The organism is Grimontia kaedaensis, assembly GCF_023746615.1.
GTDB classification, from domain to species: Bacteria; Pseudomonadota; Gammaproteobacteria; order Enterobacterales; family Vibrionaceae; genus Enterovibrio; species Enterovibrio kaedaensis.
Window position 1 is genome coordinate 629,972 of sequence record NZ_CP082275.1, and the last position, 12,799, is coordinate 642,770.

8 protein-coding genes, 3 tRNA genes and 3 rRNA genes are annotated in these 12,799 nt (G+C 48.7%); 11 read left to right on the plus strand and 3 right to left on the minus strand.

What is annotated here, in order from left to right; translation table 11 throughout:
* From K6Q96_RS03080 to K6Q96_RS03120, 9 genes are all read left to right on the plus strand, one after another.
* On the plus strand, positions 1 to 1,290 hold the full coding sequence (locus K6Q96_RS03080; protein ID WP_251877698.1) for a hypothetical protein: 1,290 nt from the start codon (positions 1 to 3) through the stop codon (positions 1,288 to 1,290).
* Positions 1,280 to 1,714: a type IV pilus modification PilV family protein gene (locus K6Q96_RS03085; protein ID WP_251877700.1), complete on the plus strand. Its 435-nt coding sequence runs from the start codon at positions 1,280 to 1,282 to the stop codon at positions 1,712 to 1,714. Before K6Q96_RS03080 ends, K6Q96_RS03085 begins: the two co-directional genes overlap by 11 nt.
* A gap of 493 nt (positions 1,715 to 2,207) precedes the next feature.
* Positions 2,208 to 3,760, plus strand: a 16S ribosomal RNA gene (locus K6Q96_RS03090).
* A gap of 170 nt (positions 3,761 to 3,930) precedes the next feature.
* Positions 3,931 to 4,006: transfer RNA gene (locus K6Q96_RS03095), tRNA-Glu, on the plus strand.
* 2 nt (positions 4,007 to 4,008) lie between these two features.
* A tRNA-Lys gene (locus tag K6Q96_RS03100) sits at positions 4,009 to 4,084 on the plus strand.
* A 69-nt stretch (positions 4,085 to 4,153) separates the two neighbouring features.
* Positions 4,154 to 4,229, plus strand: a tRNA-Val gene (locus K6Q96_RS03105).
* Between the two features lie 491 nt (positions 4,230 to 4,720).
* Positions 4,721 to 7,608 (plus strand): 23S ribosomal RNA (locus tag K6Q96_RS03110).
* A gap of 128 nt (positions 7,609 to 7,736) precedes the next feature.
* Positions 7,737 to 7,852 (plus strand): 5S ribosomal RNA (rrf, locus tag K6Q96_RS03115).
* Together the 16S, 23S and 5S rRNA genes with 3 tRNA genes alongside form the textbook arrangement of a ribosomal RNA operon.
* A 175-nt stretch (positions 7,853 to 8,027) precedes the next feature.
* Positions 8,028 to 8,390 (plus strand): DUF2799 domain-containing protein, encoded by a 363-nt coding sequence (locus K6Q96_RS03120; protein WP_251877702.1) that lies wholly within the window; start codon positions 8,028 to 8,030, stop codon positions 8,388 to 8,390.
* A gap of 61 nt (positions 8,391 to 8,451) precedes the next feature.
* On the opposite strand, the gene dapD is transcribed toward K6Q96_RS03120, so the two are convergent.
* Positions 8,452 to 9,483, minus strand: a complete 1,032-nt coding sequence (gene dapD / locus K6Q96_RS03125) for a 2,3,4,5-tetrahydropyridine-2,6-dicarboxylate N-succinyltransferase (protein ID WP_165017604.1) — start codon at positions 9,481 to 9,483, stop codon at positions 8,452 to 8,454.
* Positions 9,484 to 9,710: 227 nt separating this feature from the next.
* Entirely contained in the window at positions 9,711 to 10,007 is a 297-nt protein-coding gene (locus tag K6Q96_RS03130) for a YebG family protein (protein WP_251877704.1), read from the minus strand.
* Positions 10,008 to 10,088: 81 nt separating this feature from the next.
* On the opposite strand from K6Q96_RS03130, the gene K6Q96_RS03135 reads away from it, so the two are divergent.
* The gene (locus K6Q96_RS03135; protein ID WP_251877706.1) at positions 10,089 to 10,775 is read left to right on the plus strand and encodes a DNA-3-methyladenine glycosylase I; all 687 of its coding nucleotides are present in this window, start codon (positions 10,089 to 10,091) and stop codon (positions 10,773 to 10,775) included.
* On the opposite strand, the gene K6Q96_RS03140 is transcribed toward K6Q96_RS03135, so the two are convergent.
* Positions 10,772 to 11,680, minus strand: coding sequence for a LysR substrate-binding domain-containing protein (locus K6Q96_RS03140; protein ID WP_251877708.1), 909 nt, complete (start codon positions 11,678 to 11,680; stop codon positions 10,772 to 10,774). The two genes, K6Q96_RS03135 and K6Q96_RS03140, sit on opposite strands and share 4 nt — an antisense overlap.
* Positions 11,681 to 11,813: 133 nt before the next feature.
* On the opposite strand from K6Q96_RS03140, the gene K6Q96_RS03145 reads away from it, so the two are divergent.
* Positions 11,814 to 12,770, plus strand: coding sequence for a TDT family transporter (locus K6Q96_RS03145; RefSeq protein ID WP_491899750.1), 957 nt, complete (start codon positions 11,814 to 11,816; stop codon positions 12,768 to 12,770).
* Positions 12,771 to 12,799 lie beyond the last annotated feature (29 nt).

The window sequence follows — 12,799 nt, forward strand, 5'->3', positions numbered from 1 at the left end:
ATGAACACTCAAAAAGGAATGGCAACCCTCGCAGTAGTCAGTGGTGTTTTGCTCGTTGTGGCTATGTTTGCGATTTCAGTGGCGAATTCAGGGCTAGCTGATATAAAAAAGACGCAAAATCTAGTTTTAGACGCTAAGCAGCGAGCTAGTGCAAAAGCAGGGTTGGACTGTGCGATTGCGGTGTTTGAGCAAAGCGAACTAAATCCAAAGGATGTCGATTTTTCAGAGTCAGTATTCGACGAATGTGAGAATTCTACGGGAAGCTCGGTTGCCATCATCGGTTCGGAGAGTCCTTGGCTCCTTACCGCTAGATCTGGCTACGTATCTTCAAATGTCGTTATTCAATCAGGTGGGGTCTCGGCTGCTGCATTCAAGACAACTGGGAGCCTGATTGTAGACGGAGGAAATGCTTGGACGCCTGCAAAAGGCAGCAAAGTTGCAACTGCTGATGGAATCGATATTTATGAGTGTACAGCGATAATAGCTGGTGGGGACGTCACTATTGATGTGGGAAATAGCGCCGCTGAGTTTACATCAGAACTTACTGGTGAAAATGAGCAATGTCACTCTAACTTTAGTTCACATATCCCAGCAAACACAGAACCTGTCACCAATAGCTTTGAGTCAGATATTTTAACCAATCAGGAAAATATCGATGTATTTCAAGACTTCTTCGATGTACCTAAAGAAAAATGGGAAGAGGTTAAGTCGGGCTATGACGTGACTCTAACAACAGGCTCTGCTGTGTTAGACGAAACTAAAACTGCAGTTTCTGATTGTGGAGCAAGTATTAAAAGCTTAATAGCTGCTGGGAACAAAAAAATATGGGTTGAAGGTGACTGTATGCTGAGCGGCTTATCAGGAGCCGGCAGCAAAGATAATCCACCTACAGTTGTTATAAAAAACGGTGTTGTAGGTGCAAATAGCGCATTTGTATTCAACGGTACTATTTTCCAATTTACGATAGATTACGCAGAGAGCGCCATTGCCAATTCTTGGGGAGCTTACAAAAAGACAGATGGAACTGGACACATTCTTTGTAATAACGGTGCCATGTCAGCGCTTTGTGCCCAGGTTATAGCCGAGTATCAAGACGATACTGAAAAATGGGGCAAGCTACCTTTTTTCTTCAATGGCTCTTACGAAAGCTTTGGTAGTTATCTACTAGACGTCGATAACTCAATATCCCTTGTCCGCGGGGCCTTTAAGCCGGGCCACGATGAAGGTTCCGAGCCTGCAGGCACTAGTACAGTGCCAATGCTAGTAAAAGGCAGCATCCATGACTTCTGACAAAGGCTTTTCGCTCGTAGAAACACTCATTGCGATATTCGTCGTTGCTTTGTCAGGCGTTGGAACGTTAAAACTATATAGCTACCTCGAAGTCGAGAAGGCAAATGCACTTATGTTTGTTGAAGCAAAACAAATTGCAGAGTCTCAGGTAGCCTTGCTACAAACTTTGAATACCACAGGTTCAGGTTGCGAAGGCAAAACAGTAGAAAATATTCAAAGCTGTCAGTTAACACTGAATGAAGGCTCGTTATATAGCCTTTCAGTGACGCCTACCAAAACGCTTCAACATACGCCAGCCAGCGGTGTGGCCGTAACCTACGCCAAGATAATGGATGTTAAAGTCAGCTGGAATGACAGAAATGGCACTGCTCAAAGCCTTTCTCTCCCGGCTTCTGTGTCTAAATTCACCAACCTGCTGGATTAGTGAGCGGTTAATCAGTTTTTGTGACTTTTTTCGCAAAAGTCCCTTGCCAGAATTCGAGACCTCCTTATAATGCGCCCCATCGACACGGCAAGCGGCTCCCAATAAAGAGATGGCTACTGAGTTGAAATGCGAAAACTTCCTCATCAAGGCATTGAAAAATGTGGTGAAGAGGTGAGTCAACAAGGTGTTTTGAGGGTTGCGAAAGCAACGCTGAAAAATCTCAAAATTTCTTCTTGACTTCATCGCCCGGCAGCGTAAAATTCGCAGCCCTGACGGTGAGAAGCGATGCTTCTTCAAGTCAACGTTCTTTAACAATTTGACCTATGCAATCTGTGTGGGCACTCGTGATTGATAGACAAAAGATTTATCGATGTTTACTGAGTGACCAAACGAAAACTCTACGGAGTTATCGGCACAGTCAATTCGTTCTGCTCTTTCTTTACTTTGTAGAGAGGGGTTAGAACACAACAGTATTTCATCGAGCCAAAAACTTTAATTGAAGAGTTTGATCATGGCTCAGATTGAACGCTGGCGGCAGGCCTAACACATGCAAGTCGAGCGGCAGCGACAATAAAGATTCTTCGGATGATTTATTGGGCGGCGAGCGGCGGACGGGTGAGTAATGGCTGGGAACCTGCCTGGTAGAGGGGGATAACCACTGGAAACGGTGGCTAATACCGCATGACGTCTACGGACCAAAGAGGGGGACCTTCGGGCCTCTCGCTACCGGATGGGCCCAGTTGGGATTAGCTAGTTGGTGGGGTAAAGGCTCACCAAGGCGACGATCCCTAGCTGGTTTGAGAGGATGATCAGCCACACTGGAACTGAGACACGGTCCAGACTCCTACGGGAGGCAGCAGTGGGGAATATTGCACAATGGGCGCAAGCCTGATGCAGCCATGCCGCGTGTGTGAAGAAGGCCTTCGGGTTGTAAAGCACTTTCAGCCGTGAGGAAGGCATTGTACTTAATACGTGCAGTGTTTGACGTTAGCGGCAGAAGAAGCACCGGCTAACTCCGTGCCAGCAGCCGCGGTAATACGGAGGGTGCGAGCGTTAATCGGAATTACTGGGCGTAAAGCGCATGCAGGCGGTCTGTTAAGCAAGATGTGAAAGCCCCGGGCTTAACCTGGGAACCGCATTTTGAACTGGCAGGCTAGAGTCTTGTAGAGGGGGGTAGAATTTCAGGTGTAGCGGTGAAATGCGTAGAGATCTGAAGGAATACCGGTGGCGAAGGCGGCCCCCTGGACAAAGACTGACGCTCAGATGCGAAAGCGTGGGGAGCAAACAGGATTAGATACCCTGGTAGTCCACGCCGTAAACGATGTCTACTTGGAGGCTGTAGTCTAGAACTGTGGCTTTCGGAGCTAACGCGTTAAGTAGACCGCCTGGGGAGTACGGTCGCAAGATTAAAACTCAAATGAATTGACGGGGGCCCGCACAAGCGGTGGAGCATGTGGTTTAATTCGATGCAACGCGAAGAACCTTACCTACTCTTGACATCCAGAGAACTTTCCAGAGATGGATTGGTGCCTTCGGGAGCTCTGAGACAGGTGCTGCATGGCTGTCGTCAGCTCGTGTTGTGAAATGTTGGGTTAAGTCCCGCAACGAGCGCAACCCTTATCCTTGTTTGCCAGCGAGTAATGTCGGGAACTCCAGGGAGACTGCCGGTGATAAACCGGAGGAAGGTGGGGACGACGTCAAGTCATCATGGCCCTTACGAGTAGGGCTACACACGTGCTACAATGGCATATACAGAGGGCAGCGAGACAGCGATGTGAAGCGAATCCCAGAAAGTATGTCGTAGTCCGGATTGGAGTCTGCAACTCGACTCCATGAAGTCGGAATCGCTAGTAATCGTGGATCAGAATGCCACGGTGAATACGTTCCCGGGCCTTGTACACACCGCCCGTCACACCATGGGAGTGGGCTGCACCAGAAGTAGATAGCTTAACCTTCGGGAGGGCGTTTACCACGGTGTGGTTCATGACTGGGGTGAAGTCGTAACAAGGTAGCCCTAGGGGAACCTGGGGCTGGATCACCTCCTTAACGATACTATTAATGCTAGTGTCCACACAGATTGTATAGGTTGAAAAAGTAAAGAGTGGTCGAGGTTCCCAAACCTCGACATTGTGTTTTTCGGTATGATGTCGCTTCTCGCAAGCTCGTCACTCCACTAACACAACGTTAGCGAAACATGTTTCGCTGACAAACGTTGTGTCCCATTCGTCTAGAGGCCTAGGACACCGCCCTTTCACGGCGGTAACAGGGGTTCGACTCCCCTATGGGACGCCACTGGGTCGTTAGCTCAGTTGGTAGAGCAGTTGACTTTTAATCAATTGGTCGCAGGTTCGAATCCTGCACGACCCACCATCTTCTTCCACAGAGGATGTAAAACTTCGTTTGGGTTTTGCCCTTTTAAAGGTAAAAGCAAACATATGTGGGCGATTAGCTCAGTTGGGAGAGCACCTCCCTTACAAGGAGGGGGTCACTGGTTCGAGCCCGGTATCGCCCACCACTTTTCCTTTATGCTGCGTTGAAGCCTTTCTCGTTTAGCGAACTAAACGTCGAAACACTTCGCCTTGCCTAAAGAAAAAGCACACTCTCTAATCATTTTCTGCAATGGACTCGCAGACCCTTTAAATGTCATTTATAGGGTGCGAATTTTTGCCGCCCCAATTCGGGAAGAAAGTCATTAGAAAGTGGTTTTATGCCACGTTCTCTTTACGAGAAATGCTCTTTAAAAATCTGGAAAGCTGACTAAACAAACTGATTCAGTTTGTTTGTAAAAGTTCTCAAATGTTGACTCTACGGAGTTAACACCAAACACATTCAAGTGTTCTTGGTTTCATCACTTCTTCAAAAGTGATGAACAATATTTGAGTCCGGCGAAATCGTTCAACGCTTTATGTTTCCGCTTTTTAAGAAAAAGCAGAGGCAAAAAGGGTGAACATTGTTCTTAGGAACAACCTTGGTTGTTTGAACCTACGAAACCTCTTGGGGTTGTATGGTTAAGTGACTAAGCGTATACGGTGGATGCCTTGGCAGTCAGAGGCGATGAAGGACGTAGTAACTTGCGATAAGCCCAGATAAGGCAGTAACAGCCATTTGAATCTGGGATTTCCGAATGGGGAAACCCACTGGCATAAGCCAGTATCCCACACTGAATACATAGGTGTGTGGAGGCGAACTCGGGGAACTGAAACATCTAAGTACCCGAAGGAAAAGAAATCAATTGAGATTCCGGCAGTAGCGGCGAGCGACCCCGGATTAGCCCTTAAGCGTTTTATGAGTTAGTGGAAGCCTCTGGAAAGTGGCGCGATACAGGGTGATAGCCCCGTACACGACGGCTTATTTAACGTGAAAACGAGTAGGACGGGACACGTGTTATCTTGTCTGAAGATGGGGGGACCATCCTCCAAGGCTAAATACTCCTGACTGACCGATAGTGAACCAGTACCGTGAGGGAAAGGCGAAAAGAACCCCTGTGAGGGGAGTGAAATAGAACCTGAAACCGTGTACGTACAAGCAGTGGGAGCCCACTTGTTGGGTGACTGCGTACCTTTTGTATAATGGGTCAGCGACTTACGTTATGTAGCAAGGTTAACCGTATAGGGGAGCCGTAGGGAAACCGAGTCTTAACTGGGCGAATGAGTTGCATGACGTAGACCCGAAACCGAGTGATCTAGCCATGGGCAGGTTGAAGATTGAGTAACATCAATTGGAGGACCGAACCGACTAATGTTGAAAAATTAGCGGATGACTTGTGGCTAGGGGTGAAAGGCCAATCAAACTCGGAGATAGCTGGTTCTCCCCGAAAGCTATTTAGGTAGCGCCTCGGACGAATACTACTGGGGGTAGAGCACTGTTAAGGCTAGGGGGTCATCCCGACTTACCAACCCTTTGCAAACTCCGAATACCAGTAAGTACTATCCGGGAGACACACGGCGGGTGCTAACGTCCGTCGTGGAGAGGGAAACAACCCAGACCGCCAGCTAAGGTCCCAAAGTTATCGCTAAGTGGGAAACGATGTGGGAAGGCTCAGACAGCCAGGATGTTGGCTTAGAAGCAGCCATCATTTAAAGAAAGCGTAATAGCTCACTGGTCGAGTCGGCCTGCGCGGAAGATGTAACGGGGCTAAGCGATACACCGAAGCTGCGGCAGATATTTATATCTGGGTAGGGGAGCGTTCTGTAAGCCGTTGAAGGTGGTCTGTAAGGGCTGCTGGAGGTATCAGAAGTGCGAATGCTGACATGAGTAACGACAAAGGGGGTGAAAAACCTCCTCGCCGGAAGACCAAGGGTTCCTGTCCAACGTTAATCGGGGCAGGGTAAGTCGGCCCCTAAGGCGAGGCCGAAAGGCGTAGTCGATGGGAAACGGGTTAATATTCCCGTACTGCTGATAACTGCGATGGGGGGACGGAGAAGGCTAGGTGGGCCTCGCGACGGTTGTCGAGGTTCAAGTGCGTAGGTGGGTGTCTTAGGCAAATCCGGGACGCTATACACTGAGACACGATGTCGAGCTACTACGGTAGTGAAGTCATTGATGCCATGCTTCCGGGAAAAGCCTCTAAGCTTCAGGTTATCAGGAACCGTACCCCAAACCGACACAGGTGGTCGGGTAGAGAATACCAAGGCGCTTGAGAGAACTCGGGTGAAGGAACTAGGCAAAATGGTACCGTAACTTCGGGAGAAGGTACGCTCTCGACGGTGAAGTCCCTTGCGGATGGAGCTATTGAGAGTCGCAGATACCAGGTGGCTGCAACTGTTTATTAAAAACATAGCACTGTGCAAAATCGAAAGATGACGTATACGGTGTGACGCCTGCCCGGTGCCGGAAGGTTAATTGATGGGGTTAGACTTCGGTCGAAGCTCTTGATCGAAGCCCCGGTAAACGGCGGCCGTAACTATAACGGTCCTAAGGTAGCGAAATTCCTTGTCGGGTAAGTTCCGACCTGCACGAATGGCGTAATGATGGCCACGCTGTCTCCACCCGAGACTCAGTGAAATTGAAATCGCAGTGAAGATGCTGTGTACCCGCGGCTAGACGGAAAGACCCCGTGAACCTTTACTACAGCTTGGCACTGAACATTGAGCCTACATGTGTAGGATAGGTGGGAGGCTTTGAAACACAGACGCCAGTTTGTGTGGAGCCGACCTTGAAATACCACCCTTGTATGTTTGATGTTCTAACTTAGGCCCCTTATCGGGGTTGAGGACAGTGCCTGGTGGGTAGTTTGACTGGGGCGGTCTCCTCCCAAAGCGTAACGGAGGAGCACGAAGGTGGGCTAATCACGGTCGGACATCGTGAGGTTAGTGCAATGGCATAAGCCCGCTTGACTGCGAGAATGACGGTTCGAGCAGGTGCGAAAGCAGGTCATAGTGATCCGGTGGTTCTGAATGGAAGGGCCATCGCTCAACGGATAAAAGGTACTCCGGGGATAACAGGCTGATACCGCCCAAGAGTTCATATCGACGGCGGTGTTTGGCACCTCGATGTCGGCTCATCACATCCTGGGGCTGAAGTCGGTCCCAAGGGTATGGCTGTTCGCCATTTAAAGTGGTACGCGAGCTGGGTTTAGAACGTCGTGAGACAGTTCGGTCCCTATCTGCCGTGGGCGTTGGATGATTGAGAGGGGCTGCTCCTAGTACGAGAGGACCGGAGTGGACGAACCTCTGGTGTTCGGGTTGTCACGCCAGTGGCATTGCCCGGTAGCTAAGTTCGGAATCGATAACCGCTGAAAGCATCTAAGCGGGAAGCGAGCCTCAAGATGAGTCATCCCTAGGACTTTAAGTCCTCTAAAGGGTTGTTGGAGACGACGACGTAGATAGGTCAGGTGTGTAAGCGCTGCGAGGCGTTGAGCTAACTGATACTAATTGCCCGTGAGGCTTAACCATACAACACCCAAGGGGTTTTGACGGACTCGAATAAGAACATTGAATGTGTAAGAACGAGAACAAACAAGTCACTTTCCAAGATTTTGGTTTTTACCTTTTTTAAAAAGGTGAAGACTTAGCAGAATTTGCTTGGCGACCATAGCGTTATGGACCCACCTGACTCCATGCCGAACTCAGTAGTGAAACGTAACAGCGCCGATGGTAGTGTGGGGTCTCCCCATGTGAGAGTAGGACATCGCCAGGCTTCCAATTTTCTTTCACTTTTAGAAAAAGTGAAGACAAAAGTAGAAGAAGCCCTGACCTGACGGTCAGGGCTTTTTATCATCTGTACGTTTTGGCTATCTAAAAGACTAACTTTGTATGGTTTATGTTCAGCCTTATCCCATATACTTTTTGGTAAATGAAGTGGGAGGTTGGTCATGAGGGCTTTAGTTATCGCGATGTTTGTTCTTCTAGGTCTTGTAGGCTGCTCAAGCTCGGTGATTTCTCAATATGCTGAAGAGCAAAACTGGTCAGCACTTGCAAGCTATGATGTTGAAGTAGGGAATAAACCTCGCTCTGCGGAGGCATTGAAGGAGCTTGGTGCGACTTCTGAGTCAGTGCAAGAAGAATATCTTTTTGCCTACAAAGCCCATATGAGTGTGTATTGCCAACCCGAAAATGCATATCACGCAGGGATATTAGGTAAGCCAAGAAATTCGGTTTGTATAGATGACTCCCCGACAGGTTGGGACTATGAAGCAAATTGGAAGACAGGGCTTGAAGCGGGCAGTATCTTCTAAATTGCAAACAAAAAGACCAGCTTTAGGCTGGTCTTTTTCAATCTTTGCCTTAACTTGCAAATTAGTTATTCGCGTGTAGCTCAGCGTTTAACTCAACCGCAGATTTGTTAGTCAGGCACTCAATTTTACCGGTCACTGAGTTGCGACGGAACAGAAGGTCGGTCTTACCAGCAAGGTCACGTGCTTTTACGGTTTCCACTTCTTGGCCGTTTGCATCCAGCATGGAGACTTTTGTACCTGCAGTCACGTACAGACCTGACTCGATGGTACAGCGATCACCCAGTGGGAAACCAAGACCCGCGTTCGCACCCAACAGACTGTTTTCGCCGATAGAGATAACGATCTGGCCGCCACCGCTCAAGGTGCCCATGATTGAAGCACCACCACCGATGTCGCTGCCGTTACCAACCATTACACCTGCAGAGATACGACCCTCAACCATGCTCACACCTTCAGTGCCTGCATTGAAATTGATGAAGCCTTCATGCATAACAGTGGTGCCTTCACCCACATGTGCACCCAGACGAACACGTGCAGTGTCTGCAATACGAACGCCTGCAGGAACCACGTAATCAACCATCTTAGGAAACTTGTCTACGCAATCTACTGTCAGGGTTTCACCTTTCAAGCGAGCTTCCATTTGACGTTCAGCCAGCTCTGGTAGATCGATTGGTCCTTGGTTAGTCCAAGCGATGTTGTGCAGTAGACCGAAAATACCATCCAGCACGATGCCGTGAGGCTTAGCAAGACGGTGAGAAATGAGTTGAAGCTTAAGGAAGCCCTCTGCCACGCTTGCTGGTTTTTCGTCAGTCGCAAGAATAGTCAGAACGAGTGGTTGGTTAGACTCCGCTGCTTTGGTCGCAAATGATGCTGCTGCTTGTTCGTCAGCTGCTGCGAAAGCAGAAGCGATAGCTGCGCATTGTGCTGCTTCCACTTCAAACGCTTCGTTACCGCCCTGGTAACCGACAACGTCAGCAAGCGCTGAAACCAGAGAATCTGAAGGGTTAAGAACTGGGGTTGGGAAAAATGCTTCGATGATTTTTCCATCTTTGTTTTTGGTCGCGGTGCCAAACGCTAGAGCAAAACTGGCCATGATCCGGGAGTCTCCTTGTCTCTTCCACCAGCATCGATTGATATCAGATGCTGCATGATAATTGTGATAGCTGGAGACATCTTAAAGTGAAGTGCATCAAGATTGAAGGGTGAGTGGAGAGAATCCTTTAGATTAACGGCTCTTGCAGTGAATATGGGTTAAATAGACCGAAAATTAGGACAATGTTGAAATAAAAAACGCTCCGTATGGGAGCGTTTATTGAGAAGTTAAGCCGCTTCGGCGTCATCTTCCTTTGTGGCTTCAGCCTTTTTCTTTGCTGGTTTTGGGGTTGGCTTGCGTTTAGCCCCCAGAGCGTAGAGTACTTCTTCACGATTTTGCGCAAGGAAAAGGGACAATTCTTCGCGTTGCGCTTCATCGCCTGTGACTTCGCTTTTACCCAGCAGCTCAAATAGCTCATCTGCCATGTCGAGCATTTTGTCATACGCGTCAGCTTCCGCTTTAGAGGTAAAAGTCATCTTCTCTTCTCCGTTGCGTTCAACCACATATTTGACGATAACGGCCATGGTTAACCTCTCTTAATTTGTTTACTGTCTGTTTATACAGTAGAGTAAGGTTACCTGTCTAGTTTAACCGTGATTACTGTGATGGCATTGGAAAAATTCTCAGAGATTTATCATCGAGCAGCAACAAGAAAGGGAAGTAACAGCGATCTGGAGCAGCGTCTGGCACACCCTAAGACCGTAAAAGAACTTAGCGAGGTCCCGGATGATCGATGGCTAGCGACATTCAGTCAGAAGATCTTCCAGTCGGGAATGAATTGGCAGGTGGTGAGGAATAAGTGGCCGGGCTTTGAAGAAGTTTTCTGGGGCTTTGATATTGAAAAAATGTGCCTAACTCCGCCTGAGATGTGGGAGGAGAAAGCCACAAACCCAGCGATCATTCGCCATCTGGGTAAAGTTATGACCATTCCCCACAACGCACAGATGATCAAAAGTGCGGCGAAGCAACACGGCAGCTTTGCCAAGTTCGTGGCGGAGTGGCCGGAAAGTGACATCATTGGCTTATGGGCACACCTGAAAAAGCATGGAAGTCGCTTAGGTGGTAACACCGGGCCTTATTCACTTCGCATTATGGGTAAAGATACTTTTATCTTATCTGGCGATGTTGAGGGATATCTGCGGGCTCACAAGATCATTGATGGTGGCCGAGATACCCGAAAATCGTTGAATGCGGCGCAGGAAGCGTTTAATCAATGGCAGGAAGAAAGTGGACGTCCACTTTGCCAAATTAGCCAGATTATCGCTTTCAGCGTGGGTGATAACAGCTATTAATCGTTAACTTGCCACTCGCTGGTAAACGTTAGAAAGCGTTCAAACAGCAGCGAGTGGTGTTTGCTTTTATGGTGTGCCAACCAGTACTGACGGCGCAGATCGAGCGGCAATGTCAGCTTATGAAGTCTTTTATTGCTGATGGCATGTCTGGCGGCCAGTGTTGAAAGGTAAGCCAAACCGAGTCCTGCAGCCGCACAATTGATAATGGCTTCAGTGGTTCGAAGTTCAAAAGCTACCGTCCAGTCCTCTAACCTTGGGGCGATTCGTGAGAGGAAATGCTCACGGGTGCCGGAGCCTGTTTCCCTCAACAGCCATGCGTGGTTTTCCAAATCAAACAGTGTAATTCCTGCTTTTTGCGCCAAAGGGTGGTCGATGGCGCAAACAATACACATTTCGTCAGAGAGCCAAGGCTGCATGTGTAAATCATCATTTCCCAAATGGTGCTTACTTTCACCTTGTCCTTCAATCAGTCCGATATCGAGCTCAAATGCGAGTAACCTATCGATGATCGACTGACTGTTAGAGATCACCAACTCCTGGTCAAGATGATTACTTTGTGCCCTGAAGTCCCTCAGTAAAAATGGCACCAGTTGGTTTCCTATCGTATCGCTCGCGCCTAACCTAAGGTGGCCAGATAGTTCGCCATCAGAGTTCAATACGTTTATGATTTCATCGCTTCGGGTAAGCAGTTCGTCTGCCATAGGGAGGAGCCGACGTCCTTGATCGTTGAGTATCAAACGGTTGTTGACTCGTTCGAATAGCTTGTGTCCCAGCTGACTTTCCAGCTCTGTGATCGCCATGCTGACAGCAGGTTTGGAAAGAAAGAGAAGACTGGATGCGGCAGTGATGGTTTTTTCCTGTGCAACGGCGACAAAAACCTGCAGCTGACGAAGAGACAATGACATCTGGCTATTTACCCATCGATTTGACCTAGTTTAAGTATAATTTAACTTTGGGTTAAAGATATTCAGATATACTAAATGCTGATGCCGTTCTATCATATTTTATGTGTTTTTCTTCTAAAGATGTGACAGAGCTATGCGTAGACGTCTCAACTTACTTCCTACTCCAATGGCTGGCCTTGCGCTGGCAATCGCAAGTCTCGGCTGGAGCTGGGAAAATGTCGGCAATTTCGGTGGTAACGCCCAAGTTTTGGGAGCAGTAATCGGTGGTGTAATGCTATTGATGATTGCACTAAAATTTACCTTTTCCCCCAAAGGCCTATGGTGCGACCTACAGCATCCCGTTGTCGGCAGTGTAGTGCCTACGTTTGCCATGGGCGTGATGATTGTTTCTGCTTCTGTTGGCAAAGTGTCTCCTCTGGCAGGTGATTCTCTTTGGATGCTGGCCGTGCTTGCCCACGTCGCGTTCCTCGTTTCTTTTGTTTATCACCGCGCCCGTGATTTCTCACTGACACACATGGTACCGAGTTGGTTTGTGCCACCTGTGGGCCTGATAGTTGCGGATGTTGCTTTCTCGGGTAACCCTGCGCTGCGTCCCGTGGCGGATGGGATTATGCTATTTGGTTTACTGGCTTATGCTGTGTTGTTGCCACTCATGCTTTACCGCCTGATTTTCTGTGGTGAGGTGCCAGATGCGGCGAAGCCAACCATTGCGATTCTAGCCGCACCGGCAAGCCTGTCTCTTGCTGGCTACCTAACCGTGAGTCAATCACCTTCACCTGTGATTGTGGCGGTGCTTCTGGGGATTGCCTTGCTGATGACGCTGGTGATTTACGTGTCATTTGCCAGATTGTTGCGTTTGCCATTCTCACCGGGCTATGCCGCGTTTACCTTCCCAATGGTGATCGGTGCGACAGCATTGTTTAAAACCGCGGCTTGGTTAGAGTCGGTTGGCGTGGCGGCGACTTACGTGAATCAGGTTTATGTGCTGGGTATTATCGAATTGGTGGTCGCGACCATCGTGGTTGGGTATGTGGCCATGCATTACCGCCGCTTCATTTCCCTGCAATGGAAAATGCCAGCCACAGTGTAACTCTCCCGAAATCGTTAAAAATAGCCTGC